Consider the following 16442-nt stretch of genomic DNA (forward strand, 5'->3'; position numbering starts at 1 on the left):
CAAAATTCAATTTACATATGTTCATAAGCGCGCTATAATAAAAATGAAAATAGCAAGGATCATAACATTACGAGGGGTTAATAAGATGAATTTAGCAGCGATGATTGATCACACATTATTAAGGGCAGATGCGAATAAAAGAGATATTGAGAATTTAATAGCCGAAGCCAAAAAATATGAATTTGCTTCGGTGTGTATCAATTCCACTTGGGTAGAATTTGCAGCTCAGCAATTGGCGGGTACAAAAGTCAAGGTTTGCACGGTGATTGGTTTTCCTCTGGGAGCAACAACTTCTGAATCAAAAGCTTTTGAAGCGAAAGACGCCATTGCCAAAGGTGCCACGGAAGTAGACATGGTCATCAATATTGGGGCCTTAAAAGACGGCGATTCCGTCCTTGTGGAAAAGGACGTGAAAGCGGTTGCTGAGGCAGCCAAGGGGAAAGCTCTGGTTAAGGTGATTATCGAAACTTGTTTATTATCCGAGGAGGAAAAAATTTGTGCCTGTGAATTGGCTGTGAAGGCCGGGGCTGACTTTGTAAAAACTTCTACTGGTTTTTCTACTGGCGGAGCAACTCTTGAAGATGTGAGACTGATGCGCAAAATCGTCGGTGAACATGTTGGCGTGAAAGCTTCGGGTGGTGTTCGCAGTCTGGATGATATGAAAAAAATGATTGCTGCAGGTGCAACAAGAATTGGTACCAGTTCAGGTGTGAAAATAATCGAAGGGTAGGGAGGAATTTTACAGTGAAAGACCAATTGATTCAAGCGGCAAAGGAAGCGCGTGAAAATGCTTATGCGCCATATTCTAATTTTTTGGTAGGCGCAGCGGTGTATACGAGCAGCCACAAGATTTATCGGGGGTGTAATATTGAAAATGCATCTTACGGATTAACGAATTGTGCCGAGCGGACAGCTATTTTTAAAGCTGTTTCTGAAGGTGAACATAAGATCGAAGCGATTGCTGTTGTAGGCGATACGGAAGGACCGCTTTTTCCTTGCGGGGCCTGTCGTCAAGTGATGGCAGAATTCTGTGATCAAGACACGAAGATTTATTTGGCCAATTTACATGGCAATACGGAGGAATGGACGATGGATCAATTGCTGCCTGGCGCTTTCCGGGCGGGTGATATGGAAAAAAATAAGGGGTGAAAAATTGATTGTCTTAGGAGGAAGCTATGCAATATTTAATAGCAGTTCTAGGATTCATTGTTACATTTTTTCTCGCCTATATTGTAAGCAATGACAAGAAAAAGATCTGTTATCGTCCGCTTGTCATGATGGTGGGGTTGCAGATCGTTTTAGCATTTGTATTATTAAATACCGGAGTAGGCGAGTTTCTTATCAGAGGATTTGCCACCACTTTTGAAAAATTAATTGCTTTTGCCATGGAGGGTATCGGCTTTGTTTTTGGCAGCATTGCGAAAGAAGGCCAAGTCGCATTTTTCTTCTCAGTATTGCTGCCGATTGTATTTATTTCAGTGTTGATTGGAATTTTGCAATATATCAGAGTTTTACCATTATTCATTATGTATAGTGGATTGATTTTAAGTAAAATTAATGGTATGGGAAAGTTAGAATCCTATAATGCTGTAGCTTCGGCTGTTTTAGGGCAGTCAGAAGTTTTTATTTCCTTAAAAAAACAAATTGGTTTGCTGCCTGAGCATCGTTTATACACTTTGTGTGCTTCAGCCATGTCGACGGTGTCCATGTCTATTGTTGGGGCTTATATGAAGATGATTGAACCTAGGTGTGTCGTGGTAGCGTTAGTGCTCAATTTATTTGGTGGATTTATCATCTCGTCGATTATTAATCCTTATAGTGTAGCAGAAGATGATGTTTTGCAAGTGCGGGAAGAAGCTAAGCAATCTTTTTTTGAAATGCTTGGTGAATATATTATGGATGGTTTCAAAGTAGCCGTTATTGTGGCAGCCATGTTGATTGGATTTATTGCTTTAATTGCGATGATCAATGCAATTTTTAAAGGAATTTTAGGTATCTCGTTCCAAGAACTATTGGGTTATATTTTTGCTCCACTTGCTTTTATTATTGGCGTACCGCTGCAAGATATCGTGCCAGCCGGAAGTATTATGGCGACCAAACTAGTGTCCAATGAATTTGTAGCTATGATTGATTTGTCACGAAATGCCAATCTTTCGGGTCGGACAGTAGAAATTGTTTCGGTATTCCTAGTATCTTTTGCCAACTTTTCATCTATCGGAATTATTACCGGTGCAGTGAAAGCCTTGCATGAAAAACAAGGTAATGTAGTGGCGCGTTTCGGGTTACGATTGGTTTATGGGGCAACTTTAGTCAGTGTATTGTCGGCAACGATTGCCGGATTATTTATTTAGGTCAAACAGAACAAGGAGACAGCTAGGATGAAAGCAATAAAATTTAAACGAATTCATTTAGTTGTAATGGATTCTGTCGGAATTGGAGAAGCACCTGATGCAGCAAAATTCAATGATTTTGGTGTCGATACTTTGGGACATATTGTGCGGGAATGCGGCGGATTAAAGATGCCAAATATGGAGCGACTGGGATTTTTTAATATTCGTAAGATTCAAGGGACGCAATCAGTCGCCCGGCCTTTGGCCTATTACACGAAAATGCAGGAAGCATCGCGGGGCAAAGATACACTGACAGGGCATTGGGAGATGATGGGCCTTTATCTGGATACACCCTTCCGGGTATTTGCTGATGGATTTCCAGCAGATTTAATTAAGCGTATCGAAGAAAAAACTGGCCGCAAGGTGATTGGCAACAAGCCGGCAAGTGGAACGGAAATTATCAAAGAACTGGGTGCCGAGCACATGAAAACAGGGGCACTCATCGTTTATACATCAGCTGATTCAGTTTTGCAAATTGCCGCCCATGAATCAGTAGTTCCCTTACAAGAGCTCTATGAAATTTGCGCATTTTGCCGAAAGATTACCCTGGATGATCCTTACCGGTTAGGTCGGATTATTGCCCGCCCTTTTGTGGGGGAACCCGGTAACTTTACCCGTACTGCCAATCGTCATGACTATGCGCTGAAACCGTTTGACCGTACCGTAATGAATGAGTTAAAGGATGCTCACTATGATGTCATCGCCCTTGGCAAAATTGCCGATATTTATGATGGCGAGGGAGTAACCAAAGCTATTCGGACCTTGTCGAATATGGATGGCATGGACAAATGGATTGCCAATTTTGATGAAGAATTTACGGGTATTAGTTTTCTGAACTTGGTGGATTTTGATGCTTCTTACGGACATCGGCGTGATCCTCGGGGCTACGGAAAAGCCTTGGAGGAATATGATGCTCGCCTGCCGGAGGTATTGGCCAAGATGACGAAGGAGGATTTACTGATTATTACGGCTGATCACGGGAATGATCCAACTTATCGCGGCACCGATCATACTCGGGAATATGTACCTTTATTGGTGTATTCGCACCGCTTTGCGCTGGGGAAGGAATTGCCGATGCGGACAACTTTTTCCGATATCGGTGCGACGGTGGCCGAGAATTTTCAGGTGAAAAGGCCGGCATACGGAACAAGCTTTTTTGTGGACTTGCAATAATGAATCAATTTGAGGAGGAATTGTCATGCGAATGGTAGATTTGATTGAAAAGAAACGTGATGGCAAGGAATTAACAACCGAAGAAATATCTTTTATTATTGAAGGTTTTACCAAGGACGAAATTCCTGATTATCAAATGAGTGCATTTGCCATGGCTGTTTTTTTTCAAGATATGACGGAACGTGAACGGGCAGATCTAACGATGGCGATGGTTCATTCCGGGGATACGATTGATTTATCTACTATCGAAGGAATAAAAGTGGATAAACATTCAACAGGAGGCGTTGGTGATACGACAACATTGGTACTTGCGCCGCTCGTAGCAGCTTTGGGTATTCCGGTTGCTAAAATGTCAGGACGTGGCCTTGGACATACCGGTGGAACAATTGATAAACTCGAGTCAATCCAGGGTTTTCATGTGGAAATTAGTAAAGAAGAGTTTATCAATCTAGTTAATAAAGCTAAAATTGCTGTTGTTGGACAAACAGGCAACTTAACACCGGCAGATAAGAAACTTTATGCTTTGCGTGATGTCACGGCTACTGTTAATTCAATTCCACTTATTGCCAGTTCGATTATGAGTAAAAAGATTGCTGCCGGATCAGATGCGATTGTTTTAGATGTAAAAACCGGGGCTGGCGCATTTATGAAAACGCTAGAAGATGCCAAAGAATTGGCACATGCCATGGTCAGCATTGGCAACCATGTGGGACGTAAAACAATGGCTGTTATTTCTGATATGAGCCAGCCTCTCGGCTTTGCCATCGGGAATGCTCTTGAAGTGAAGGAAGCCATTGATACTTTACAAGGCAAAGGTCCAAAGGACTTAGAAGAACTTTGTCTGGCGCTTGGTCGGCAAATGGTGTATTTGGCTAATAAAGCGGATTCGCTGGAGCAAGCAGAGCAAATGTTGAAAGAAGTCATCCAGAGTGGCAAGGCGCTAGCAAAATTTAAGGAGTTCATAGCTAATCAGGGTGGGGACGCTTCGATCGTAGATCATACTGAAAAATTGCCGCAAGCTGCTTATTTGATTGAAGTACCGGCTAAAAAGACGGGTGTGGTGGCAGAAATTGTTGCCGATGCCATTGGAACGGCTGCCATGCTTCTGGGAGCAGGGCGTGCGACAAAAGAATCAAAGATTGATCTGGCTGTAGGCTTAATGCTGAATAAAAAAGTGGGTGATCAGGTGAAAAGCGGTGAGTCTCTTGTAACTATTCACTCGAACCGTCCCAATGTTGACGATGTGCTCAAGAAAATTTACGGAAATATCCACATTGCAGATCAGGGACAATCGCCCGTGCTTATACACGGCATTGTAACAGAATAAATTTTTGTTCCTTTGTAACGAAACAGGACAGTGCTGAAGCGAAAGTTTCAACATTGTCCTGTTTCTTTTTTTGTAGAATCGCAGGGACGGTTCTTTTTAGAATCGCAGGGACGGTTCTTTTGAGTCAAAAATCTAAGCGTAATATATCGTAGTATTGTGCGGGGGAATGAATAAATAGGCACTATTTGAAGAAGGCAGAGAAAATTTAAGAATATAGAAGGAGTGGCAACTCGGAATAGCCAGACTGGCGGGAATAGCAAAGTGTGGTTGTAAAGGCTTGGATTAATTTGTCATTAATTTGTCACAATTATGAGTCATACTTATATAAGTACTTGTTTGCAGGAAATTAAATACGGAATCTTTTGGTATAGAATGTGGATTTCACTTATGCACCGATCGGGGGTGCCTCATATGACGGATTTTCTACAAATATTGTATAAAAATTTATTGACGAGGTGATTTTTAATGTCTAATGACATGTCATTCATACAGAATCAAATTCAAAATGCTGCGCTTGTTCATCATGTCGGTGGTCACGGTCATGGCAAAATAATTAATAACATGTCAGTTACGGTTTGGGAAGATGAAAAAGAAATCAGAGTCAGATCTAAGCCAATTAACTTAACGATGACAGTTCAAATCAATGTAAATCCAGATACTGATTCAGATCAGAAGAAGCAAAAAAAAGAAAATTCTTCACAGGGACAAAAAAAAGACGAGGAAATGGAAGAAAAACCATTTGGGTTAGATTCGTTAGAAATAATCGGTCAAATTAACAGGACAGTTTATACTTTGGCTAATATTAAAAATTTTAATTACCGTTAGACGTGTTTTTTTGAGAATCGCACATTGTTTAACATCTGGTAATGAACACATTTATATCCGAAGAGTTGGTATTGCTACCATGCTTTTGTTATTACGATTAAATGAATATATTTTAGAATATCATCAGGATGAAATTGTAGTCTTAGGACTTTCTATATCTGCGTATCAAAGAATGGATTAATCAGCATTGGAAAATTGAGATGAATAACATGCGCCTGAAAATTCAGGCGCATGTTATTCATCTTTTTTCGGTTTCGGGATGGCCTTGGACCATTTTTCATAATCGTTGAGCGAGGGAACAGCTCTTTTTAGCAAGGCAATCAAGCGCCGTCGAGGACATCGTTTGAGGTCAGTAGAATATCTTTGTGATCGGGATTAGCTGAGCGAAGTATCGCTTGGCTATTTTTGGCTAAATAATGGAGTGTGGGAATGCAAAATTATTCTACGTTTTTACAAAAAATACCATGGTAGACATGTTTAATGTTACATTATTATTGTAATAATTTGAGAGTTATAAAAGAGGGAGGGTACTTGATGATTACGTATACGTTGAAAGATAAGCGTAAGTTGAAAGGAATGACACAAAAACAATTATCGATATATTCTGGGGTGAGTAAAAGTATGATTAGTGCTATTGAAAATGAGAGCAGAAACCCTACCGTATTTGTACTATGCCAATTAGCACGTGGATTAGGGGTTGACATCAAAGAACTTTATAAAGATCAACGATGAAAAATAAATTACTTATCGATGTCAGAAATCATCCCTACAAAAGTAGGGATTTTTTATTTTTATTATTTTTTCCATAAAACACCATAGGGTTTTGGATCTATGTTATCTTGTCATTGTAAGATTTTAAACTTTCAGTATATCGGGAGGAGGTGATGATTTATGGGCAGGGTTTAAAAAAATGATTTTTTACTTAGAAATATCTAACGGTCTGTAATCATTAGAAAAATCAAGACAATAAGATACTGGAGAGTTAAATTCTTACCAAAATAGATTTATTAGCCTATGTGGCCCTTTGAATGGTCATAAGAAGGTTAGTAAAAAAATCAAAAAGGGAGCGATTAATTTGGCTAATTATAGTCTTAAAGCATTGATTGATAGTGAAACGGTTAAACAATTTAATAAATTAAAACAAAAAGTTGTAATTGTAAAAACGGGGGAAGATAGCACAAACAAATTGGCTTGGGTAACATTTTCTCCATTTGAAATTAACACTGTTGCATGGAAGGAAAACTATGGTTTGTATTCCTCTACCAATGAGATTCAGGGAAAGGTAAAGATTACAAAAGCTTCTTTTACAACTGCAGTTGATAAGCAGAGTTATACGTTTGAGAATGGTGTCTTTAATTCTCCGACAGATGACCCAGCACTTGAAAGCAATATGTACGAAATTACCAATAATATGACAGACTATGATGCTTTGGTCTTTGGTTTAGCACAAGATGTAATAGCGAATGGGGTTACGTTTGAAGGAAATCCAGTAAATGCTATAACGGTATTGCAAAACGAGTCAGCCACATTCATTCCACATGAAAAAATCATCATCTACATGGAATCTGATACAGACGACGGCATGGTAATCTCGCATATTAAAAGTCAGGTTTTAGAATTAGACTTTACTACAGATGAAAATATGACGATCAAATATGACTCTAAGGTTGGAAAGTTTGTAAAAATGTAAGGCGGAATTGATTGGCAATGCAAGATTCATATGACGCAGTTAAGTAAATAAATCAAATAGAAAAGGGGAAAATAAAAATGTTACATCCAACAATAGGTAACAATGAGGTACTAGTACCTGGCACTTTGTACTTGTATGAAGGCGAGATGCCAGCATGTGTAAAATTAATGCAAGGTGAAAGCGCAACAGTTCAATTTACCAATCAGCACTTAGAATTTCAATGGTCAGTGGCAGTATTGAACCAGCTGAACGAAAGAGTTCGAATTACACAGGGGGGTATCTTGCCAACAATGGTCAAGGTGACAGATGCGGCGCCAGGAGCTCAGGTGAAGCTTCTAGTCGACGCAGAATAATAAAATATTAATATGAATAATCAAACAAGGAGCAGATCAATTTGCTCCTTGTTTGATTTAAATTTGAACTTTATTCATTTCTTGAGGGCCTTGGACATTTTAATTTGCTGTTCAAGAAACTGTTTGACGAAGGATGGAGAAATGCTATTTTGATTAGCAAGCAGGATGACATCGGACTATTTTTCATAATCGTCGAGAGAAGGAACAGATTTTTTAGTAAGGCAATTAAGACGCCGTCAAGGACATCCTCTCCGGTCAATGGAATATCTTCATGATTCAGATTAGCTGAGCGAAGTATCGCTTGGCTATTTTTTTTGGCTAAAAAATGAAGCGTCAGCACTCCGGCTTCGTTGATTTTATGTGTGGCAATGATCTGACCGGGCTGGGGAGTTTCGGTTTTGCGAAAGAACGCCAGATCTCCTTTGTCGATGCCAATCAGCTTCATATTGTCCTGATTAATTTGACAAGCAAAGTCTGCCTCAATTTCTGGTGGAGAATCCATAAAGGACGCGGTAAGATCATGATTCAAAGTGTCAATGTTGGCGGGGATGATATCGAACACGGGAATCACGTTCTTGTTCTCCGGGTCAGGGCCGGTTCCTTTTAGCAGCCAGTCGGTTGTTACGCGAATCTCAATCTTCCTAATGAAAATGGCGACCACCTTACCTGGTGGAGTAGTGAATATGGTACACTGGATGGTAACCAGGGCTTTAAAGGATATCGCGCCATCGTTGTTCATCATATGAATTCTCAACTTTATCTGGAAACCTGGTATGGCGATTACAAAAATCTAGTTACTCATGACAGAGCTGAAAAATATGGCTGGGATGTAACGACTACCTTTTAGGTAGTCTGTTGAAAAAATTTTTCAACCTGACACAAAATATTATAAAATAACAAGTAAGCTAGAAATTTTCAGTTCATAAATGAGGGACTACTTGAAAAAAACAGTAAATGTTATCTTGATTTGAAATTTTACGGGGGATGGAATCATGGCAAAAGAGAAAGAAATGGCTCAACAAATTATGAATGCCGTTGGCGGAATAGAGAATATTGCCAGTGCAACGCACTGTATGACTAGGCTAAGACTGACACTAGTTAACTTGGAAAAAGTCGATAGGATTAAGCTTAAAGAAATTCCAGGCGTTTTGGGCGTATTGGAACAGACAGGACAACTTCAAATTATTCTCGGGCCGGGTATAGTAAATAAGGTAGCTGCAGAGTTTAGCAATTTGACCAATCGGACAATGGGAGAAGTTACTGATATGAAAGCTGCACGCGATGATAAAAACCGTACTCCTTTCAAATTGTTTTTACAGAAATTATCTAGCGTTTTTGTGCCGTTGATACCAGCCATTGTTGGCTCCGGTATGGTTGCCGGTCTAACGAATATTGCCATTCGGTTTGGCACCGATCCACAGGGTACTTTTATTGCCATATTAAATGTAATCGGCTGGGGCATCTTCTCCTATTTAGGGGTTTTCGTTGGAATCAATACTGCCAAAGAATTCGGCGGGACGCCTGCTATGGGTGGCTTAGCTGGTGTTTTGATTATCAACCCAGGCATTGCTTCTATAAAAATCAATGGACTGGCGTTAGTCCCCGGACGTGGTGGTATTATTGGAGTACTGTTGGTAGCTTGGCTTATGAGCATGCTGGAAAAGCGTTTGCGCAAATTTGTTCCAAATGCTATCGACATCATCGTAACTCCAACATTAGCTTTGCTTATTACAGGATTCGCTACATATTATATATTGCAGCCACTAGGCGGATATTTATCAGACGGCATTGTGGGATTCTTTAAAATCATGATAAGTACCGGGGGTGCTTTCGCTGGCTTTGTTTTGGCCGGAACTTTTTTGCCGATAGTTATGACCGGACTGCATCAAGGGTTGACACCGATTCACATGGAATTTTTAAATACATTGAAGGAGAATCCGCTTTTACCGATATTGGCCATGGCTGGTGGTGGTCAAGTTGGGGCTTCTGTCGCTGTTTATTTTAAAACAAAAAATAAACAGCTCAAGGAAGTAGTGAAAGGAGCACTGCCGGTAGGCTTTCTTGGTATCGGGGAACCACTCATTTTCGGTGTTACTTTGCCTTTGGGACGTCCTTTCATTACGGCCTGCATTGGAGCTGGATTTGGTGGTGCCTTCCAGGCGCTTATGCAGGTTAAGTCCATTGCATTAGGTATCTCCGGGCTGCCATTAGCGTTTCTGATTAAGCCCGGTGGCATTATGTATTATTTAATCGGTATTTTCATTGCTTATGTTGCGGGCTTTGTGATTACTTGGTTTGTTGGTTTTGATGATCCTAAGGATGAAAATTGGCAAACAGGGAGAGGTGATTCATGATGGTAGAAAGAGGTATATCCATTTACGTCGGTATGGGAGACAAGGAAGATGCTATTCGGGAATACTTATTTTCTGCACGTCAATATGGCTATTCTCGGATATTCACTTCCTTACACATTCCAGAGGCTGACAGTCAAAATCTTTTGCGCGAATTTACCAAGTTGGTCAAATATGCAAAGCAGTTAGGATTTCGCATAACAGCTGACATTTCTCCAGTTTCATTTGAGTTGCTGGGGATAACGTCGAACAATATCGATGATTTATTTAGACTCGGTATTGATACGCTGCGTCTGGATTTCGGGTTTAACTTTCAGGAAACTGCCCGATTGGTTAAAGAAAGTAAATTCAATATCGAGCTGAACGCCAGCACAATTGACAATAAGACACTTAGTACTATTGTGAATGAGGGAATCGACATTACCCGTTTGCGGGCTTGTCACAACTTTTATCCTCGTCCGGAGACTGGATTGTCGTACCGCTTTTTTGCCGAGCAGTCACAGCTTCTTCATCATTATGGCATACCGGTAGCCGCTTTTATTGCTTCACATAACAACCCCAGGGGGCCGATAAATGAGGGGGTGCCGTCTTTAGAGCAACACCGATATCTGAATCCGGTTATTGCTGCTAAACATTTTTTGGCCAGTAAACTGGTTGATGGAATCATTTTCGGCGATCCCTTTGCTTCTAATGAAGAGCTAGCCGGAGTGGCTGCGTTAGATGAACACTGTATTGAACTTGCAGTTGAAATAAAACTTGGCATTAGTAACATGGAACGAGCGATACTTTTCGCCAGACATACCAATCGTAATGATCCGGGTGAACATGTTATCCGTTCTCAAGAGGCTCGCGGTTTGTGTCGTGAAACCATTATGAAACGGTCACCTTTACCCCGCGTTCGTGGTGCGGTCACTATTGATAATGTCGATTATCTTCGTTATATGGGTGAATTACAAGTGGTATGCAACGAATTGCCAATTGACGCGAGAACAAATGTGGTGGCACAAGTGATCCAGGAGGAATTATTTTTGTTGGAGTACATTCGGCCCGGCTGCTCATTTTGCTTCAAGGAGGTTACAAAAAAATAAGCATTACGTGAGATGATATGAGGTGCAATTTTTGAACCGATTCAATACAGTAATAAAGATCGTCTTCAACTGATGCGAGATGATAGGAGAGATTTCATAAATAATGGAATGGGTATTAGGGATTGATGGAGGCGGCAGCAAGACCCGAGGGTGGGCTGCGGATCGGAATGGTAAAATCCTGTCGAAAGTAGAAAAAGGACCTTCGAATCATCATGTTATTGGCAATGTTAGATTTCGTCAGCTTATTCGTGACATGCTGGATGAATTTGCGACTACGGGTCTGGAACGCAGTGATTTGCAATTTATTACTTTTGGACTGGCAGGTATGGATCGACAGCAGGATAAGGTGAGTATTGGCATAATATTGGATGATTTGGGGCTAAAAGGACGTTACATGCTCTGCAATGATGCCGAAATTGCTTTGGCTGCTGGAGTTGGTAAGTTGGAAGGAATTGTGGCTATTTCTGGCACAGGTTCCATTGCCTATGGTGTAAATGCACAAGGTGAATGTTTTCGAGCTGGTGGCTGGGGACATGTGGTCAGCGATGAAGGCAGTGGCTACTATATAGCCAGGCAAGCCCTGGTGCGCAGTATTAAAGCGGCAGAAGGGTTGGAGCAGCCTACTATTCTGCTAACTGACATTCTCGCTTTTTTGCAGATCACATCTTTTGATGATTTAATTACTTTCATCTATCATCCGCAGACAACCAAGAATCAGTTGGCTGTACTCAGCAAAGTAGTGGCGAATGCTGCAGAGGCTGGTGATGTGGTAGCTATTGATATTTTAAATGATACAGCGGATCAAATAATAGCTTTGATTGAAGCTGTTATTGCCAGGGGATTTGCTGCTGCTCCGGAGATAAAACTGGTGTTATTCGGCAGTATTCTGCAAAAAATTTTACCGGTACGCGAGCGGGTTATTGCTAAGCTGCAAGACAAAACGGACATTGTATGTTCTGAGGCTGAACCTGTATCCGGCGCGATCATGCTGGCACTGCAAGCTTTGAAGTGAAGTGGTAAGTGATAAGAAATACGAACGAGGTGAAATAGTTTGGCAGGTAATATAGAGAGTTTGATGACAGAACAAAGAAATCCTAAAACGGAGAATATTGATCAGTTAAGGACTACGGAGATGCTACAGTTACTTAGTGATGAGGATAAAATAGTGGCCTATGCTGTGGAAAGGGAAATACCCAATATTGCTATGGCCATTGACAAAGTGGTTGAATCACTGCGGAAGGGTGGGCGGCTGGTGTACATAGGTGCAGGGACAAGCGGTCGGCTTGGAGTCCTGGATGCTTCCGAATGTCCGCCAACCTTTGGGGTTGATGAAAGGTTGGTTATCGGTCTGATTGCTGGCGGCGATCGGGCTTTACGCAAGGCGATTGAAGGTGCTGAGGATGATGAGGAAGAAGCCATTAAACAATTGCGGGCAATCGGTTTATCAGAGAAGGACGTTTTGGTTGGTATTGCCGCTAGTGGGCGTACACCCTACGTTGTAGGCGGACTAAAGTATGCCAACGGACTGGGCGGGACCACCGTGGCAATTAGTTGTTCACCCAATTCGGTCATCAGTGATATAGCCAAGATAGCCATTACACCGTTGGTAGGTCCGGAGGCCATAGCTGGTTCTACTCGTCTGAAAGCCGGCACGGCACAAAAATTGGTACTGAATATGATTACGACCGCCGCGATGATCCAAATGGGAAAAGTGTACGGAAATTTGATGGTAGACGTGCAGGCGAGCAATGTGAAACTTGTGGAACGGGCTAAAAGGATTGTTGCCCAGGCTGCCGGAGTTTCCATAGAGCAGGCTAAGAAATTTTTGGAACAGGCTAACTATAATCCTAAACTGGCAATCGTTATGAGTAAAAAAGCATGTACGATGGAAGAAGCTAAGATACGATTGGAAAAAGCCCAGGGGGTTATTCGTAAGGCATTAAGCGTGGACACAGAAGAATAAAAGAAGGAATCGTTTAAATTGTAGAAGAATATTTTTAATATTGAAGGTGATAGTTTGAGATTAATAGTAACGGATATGGATGGGACATTACTCAATTCAAGACGGGAAATCAGCATGGAAAATGTTGAAGCACTATTAGCAGCCCAGAACAAAGGAATAGAAATTGCTATTGCCACAGGTCGAACCTATGGCAATGCTCTAGCATTATGCCAGAGAGTGGGACTTAACCCTTATATTATTTCTAATCACGGTGCTTTTGTATATACAAAAGAAGGGGAAAGAATTTTAGGTATCGGAATCAACAAGAGTCATGTAAAAGATGCACTAACATGGCTGTCGACTAACAATTATTTTTATAATTTATGTACGGATAGACATTCTTTTATCCCTGCAAATACAAATGAACTCTTTCTTAACGATTATAAAACTGCAAAACATCTTATTTTCCAAGTAACCGAAGAGCGGGTACGCGAAGCAATTAAAATTTATCAGTCCATGGATGGCAGAACTGTAATTAATCAAATGAATGATATTTTGGAGCAGGACTTGACTTTCGGTAGTATAACATCCATTACTTTTGATCAAGACAAATTACGAATGGGAAGGGAGTATTTTAATACTTATCCATACCTTTCGATGACTGTGGCAGGTAAGGATATCTTTGAAATGATTCATACTTCTGTGTCGAAGGGGAATGCGCTGGAACATCTCAGTCAGCATTTAAGAATTCCTATGGAAGAGATCATGGCCATCGGAGATAACTATAATGATATTTCCATGTTAGAAAGGGTTGGCATTAGTGTTGCTATCGGGAATGCCGAGGACGAAGTGAAAAAGATTTGTAAGCATGTATCTTTATCTAATGACCTTAACGGGGTGGCATATATTGTAAATAAGATGCTTGATGAGTTTAGTCCTAACCAATCAATTGTTGAAAGAGGCTGATTGGCTAAAATCACGAAATCACGGGGACGGTTCTATTGAGTCAACAAGAAAGCTGTGATAGAATGTGTTTATGAGGTGATTTCGATGCCTAGACAAGCGCGTCAAAAGAGTCAAAGCGGGAACTATCATATTGTTTTGCGGGGAATTAACAAACAGATACTATTTGAAGAAGAGGAAGACAGGGAAAAATTTATTAGCTGTTTGCAACATTATAAAGGGATTTGTGGGTATGAAATATATGGTTATTGTCTAATGGACAATCATGTACATATTCTGCTCAAAGAAGGAAAAGAAAGTATCGACCAAGTTATGAAAAAAATTGGTGTAAGCTATGTAAGCTGGTACAACCGGAAGTATGATCGAAGTGGACATTTATTTCAAGATCGGTTCAGAAGTGAAGTGGTGGAAACGGAGGAATACTTGCTTGCTGTATTGCGGTATATTCATCAAAACCCGATAAAATCGGGAGAAGTAAAAAATTTGAGAGAGTTTAAATGGAGCAGCTATGGCGAATATATTGACCATAGCCGGATCGTTGATAGAGAATTTATCTTTGGGATATTTGCAAATGAACGAGAAAAAGCTGTTGCTTGTTTTAAGCAGTTTATGAAGGAACAAGTAGAGGATAATTGTATTGAAGCGAATGATCGGAAACGGCTGACAGATCAAGAATTAAAAATAGCCATACAAGAATATGTAGGTATTATGAGACCAATTGAACTGCAGCATATGGAGAAAGTGATGCGAGATGAATTTTTAAGGAAAATAAAAAAAATAGCAGGAATATCGACTCGACAAATAGCAAGACTGACGGGAATTAGCCAAAGTGTGGTTGCAAAGGCCTGAATCGTTAGAACCGTCCCCGTGAGTTCGTTCTTTACAATAAAACAGGACAGTGCTGAAACGAAAGTTTCAACATTGTCCTGTTTTAGTTAGACATTCTGCTAAGTTAGTTCTGCGTAAAGGGGCTGAGTATATTACGAATTCAGTTTTAGTTCAATCAGGATCTTGTTCATAAAGTCGCTACGCAGCGTGTAAGAACGGCTGATAAAGGCACTGATAAAATAGGTAAGAGCCGGTACGATCGTAAAGAGGGCAACGATTCCTTGTAAGGTAAGGGGAGCTTGCGTTGCCGCTCCGGCTTGATAATCTACACCGGCCAGCATCCAGCCAATAAGGGCTCCACCAAGAGCCAACCCCAGCTTAAGTACGAACAACGTGCCGGCAAAACTAATGCCTGTCAAGCGTTTGCCATATTTCCATTCACCGTATTCCACGGTATCGGACATCATAACCCATTGAATGGGAGTAATCAACTGATGCAAGATGCCAATAATAAAGATGAAAACAAACATGATGATTGCGGTGTTCATCGGGATGAAGAACATTCCTAAGCTGAGTATGGCCAGGGTCAGGTTGGTCCAGTAAAATACCGTAACTTTGCAAATATGATCGGTTACTGGTTTCGCCAAGGCGCTGCCCAGCAGGTTGCCTACCGAATAAGTAGCCAGAAAAGCGGTGAAATAACTGGCATTACCGAGTATATAAGTTACATAGTACATCATAGAGCCGCCACGGATAGATACAGCCATGATATTGAGCAGCGTCAGTACCCCTACGATTCGCCACTGATCATTGTGTACAATATTACGAAGATCTTTTCGCATACTGGATTTGCTTGGTTCTGGATTGGCTACTCTTTCTTTGGTAAGGGAAAAGCATACCAGTAGCATGATGCCTGCTAGAGTGGCTAATACGGCGATGCCGCCTTGATATCCCCAGGCGCGGTCATTGCCGCCGATAAGTTGTGCCAATGGCGTCATCAACACGGTGCTCAGCATACCGCCGGCTGTTGCTAATACGAACCGGTATGATTGCAAAGACATACGCTGTACCGGCTCGGCGGTAATGACGCCGCCTAATGCGCAATAAGGAATGTTGACCATCGTATATAGCAACATTAACAGTGTATAGGTAATGGCGGCAAATATCATTTTGCCATGCAGGCCGAAATCCGGTGTGCTGTATACTAATATACAAGACAGGCCGAAAGGAATGGCTCCGATTAACAGATAGGGCCTGAACTGTCCCCAGCGGGTTTTCGTACGATCAGCAATCAATCCCATAATTGGGTCAGAAATGGCATCTAGGCCACGCGCCATCAGGAACATTGTGCCTACAAAGGCAGCGGGGATACCAAAAATATCGGTGTAGAAAAACATCATGTATAACATTACATTATCGAAAACAATATGACTGGCGGCATCACCCAGTCCATAACCAATTTTTTCTTTGCGCGATAGAATGTTCATGATCCATCTTCTCCCATCGTTTTAT

General features: G+C 41.1%; 17 protein-coding genes. 15 read left to right on the forward strand and 2 right to left on the reverse strand.

From position 1 onward, the window contains the following. Positions 1-85 precede the first annotated feature (85 nt). From deoC to Ga0466249_RS00870, 9 genes are all read left to right on the forward strand, one after another. The gene (gene deoC / locus Ga0466249_RS00830; protein ID WP_215827538.1) at positions 86-730 is read left to right on the forward strand and encodes a deoxyribose-phosphate aldolase; all 645 of its coding nucleotides are present in this window, start codon (positions 86-88) and stop codon (positions 728-730) included. A 14-nt stretch (positions 731-744) separates the two neighbouring features. Next, positions 745-1149, forward strand: coding sequence for a cytidine deaminase (locus tag Ga0466249_RS00835; protein WP_215827539.1), 405 nt, complete (start codon positions 745-747; stop codon positions 1147-1149). Positions 1150-1175: 26 nt separating this feature from the next. Next, positions 1176-2351 carry a NupC/NupG family nucleoside CNT transporter gene (locus tag Ga0466249_RS00840; protein ID WP_215827540.1) on the forward strand — a complete coding sequence of 392 codons (1176 nt, stop codon included), beginning with the start codon at positions 1176-1178 and terminating at the stop codon, positions 2349-2351. 27 nt (positions 2352-2378) lie between these two features. Further along, on the forward strand, positions 2379-3563 hold the full coding sequence (gene deoB / locus Ga0466249_RS00845; RefSeq protein WP_215827541.1) for a phosphopentomutase: 1185 nt from the start codon (positions 2379-2381) through the stop codon (positions 3561-3563). 25 nt (positions 3564-3588) lie between these two features. Continuing rightward, positions 3589-4890 carry a pyrimidine-nucleoside phosphorylase gene (locus Ga0466249_RS00850; RefSeq protein ID WP_215827542.1) on the forward strand — a complete coding sequence of 434 codons (1302 nt, stop codon included), beginning with the start codon at positions 3589-3591 and terminating at the stop codon, positions 4888-4890. 465 nt (positions 4891-5355) lie between these two features. Further along, positions 5356-5715: a hypothetical protein gene (locus tag Ga0466249_RS00855; protein WP_215827543.1), complete on the forward strand. Its 360-nt coding sequence runs from the start codon at positions 5356-5358 to the stop codon at positions 5713-5715. A 534-nt stretch (positions 5716-6249) separates the two neighbouring features. After that, positions 6250-6447, forward strand: coding sequence for a helix-turn-helix domain-containing protein (locus tag Ga0466249_RS00860; RefSeq protein WP_215827544.1), 198 nt, complete (start codon positions 6250-6252; stop codon positions 6445-6447). Positions 6448-6790: 343 nt separating this feature from the next. Next, positions 6791-7405: a hypothetical protein gene (locus Ga0466249_RS00865; RefSeq protein WP_215827545.1), complete on the forward strand. Its 615-nt coding sequence runs from the start codon at positions 6791-6793 to the stop codon at positions 7403-7405. A gap of 146 nt (positions 7406-7551) precedes the next feature. Further along, positions 7552-7758 carry a hypothetical protein gene (locus Ga0466249_RS00870; RefSeq protein WP_215827546.1) on the forward strand — a complete coding sequence of 69 codons (207 nt, stop codon included), beginning with the start codon at positions 7552-7554 and terminating at the stop codon, positions 7756-7758. 70 nt (positions 7759-7828) lie between these two features. Here Ga0466249_RS00870 and Ga0466249_RS00875 read toward each other — a convergent pair whose 3' ends face one another. After that, positions 7829-8500 (reverse strand): LexA family protein, encoded by a 672-nt coding sequence (locus Ga0466249_RS00875; RefSeq protein WP_215827547.1) that lies wholly within the window; start codon positions 8498-8500, stop codon positions 7829-7831. A 250-nt stretch (positions 8501-8750) separates the two neighbouring features. Here Ga0466249_RS00875 and Ga0466249_RS00880 point away from each other — a divergent pair, with 250 nt between their 5' ends. From Ga0466249_RS00880 to Ga0466249_RS00905, 6 genes are all read left to right on the forward strand, one after another. Then, the gene (locus Ga0466249_RS00880; protein ID WP_215827548.1) at positions 8751-10112 is read left to right on the forward strand and encodes a PTS transporter subunit EIIC; all 1362 of its coding nucleotides are present in this window, start codon (positions 8751-8753) and stop codon (positions 10110-10112) included. Further along, positions 10109-11197, forward strand: coding sequence for a DUF871 domain-containing protein (locus Ga0466249_RS00885; RefSeq protein ID WP_215827549.1), 1089 nt, complete (start codon positions 10109-10111; stop codon positions 11195-11197). Before Ga0466249_RS00880 ends, Ga0466249_RS00885 begins: the two co-directional genes overlap by 4 nt. Before the next feature lie 103 nt (positions 11198-11300). Further along, a complete protein-coding gene (locus tag Ga0466249_RS00890; protein ID WP_215827550.1) occupies positions 11301-12209 on the forward strand; it encodes an N-acetylglucosamine kinase in 909 nt (302 codons plus the stop codon). Positions 12210-12248: 39 nt separating this feature from the next. Next, positions 12249-13160, forward strand: a complete 912-nt coding sequence (murQ, locus tag Ga0466249_RS00895; RefSeq protein ID WP_215827551.1) for an N-acetylmuramic acid 6-phosphate etherase — start codon at positions 12249-12251, stop codon at positions 13158-13160. A 54-nt stretch (positions 13161-13214) separates the two neighbouring features. Next, on the forward strand, positions 13215-14105 hold the full coding sequence (locus Ga0466249_RS00900) for a Cof-type HAD-IIB family hydrolase (protein WP_215827552.1): 891 nt from the start codon (positions 13215-13217) through the stop codon (positions 14103-14105). Positions 14106-14189: 84 nt separating this feature from the next. Continuing rightward, positions 14190-14951: a transposase gene (locus Ga0466249_RS00905; protein ID WP_215827553.1), complete on the forward strand. Its 762-nt coding sequence runs from the start codon at positions 14190-14192 to the stop codon at positions 14949-14951. A 131-nt stretch (positions 14952-15082) separates the two neighbouring features. Here Ga0466249_RS00905 and Ga0466249_RS00910 read toward each other — a convergent pair whose 3' ends face one another. Next, entirely contained in the window at positions 15083-16417 is a 1335-nt protein-coding gene (locus Ga0466249_RS00910) for a glycoside-pentoside-hexuronide (GPH):cation symporter (protein WP_215827554.1), read from the reverse strand. Between the last annotated feature and the right edge of the window lie 25 nt (positions 16418-16442).

Origin of the sequence: Pelorhabdus rhamnosifermentans (genome assembly GCF_018835585.1) — a bacterium.
GTDB lineage: Bacteria > Bacillota > Negativicutes > UMGS1260 > UMGS1260 > Pelorhabdus > Pelorhabdus rhamnosifermentans.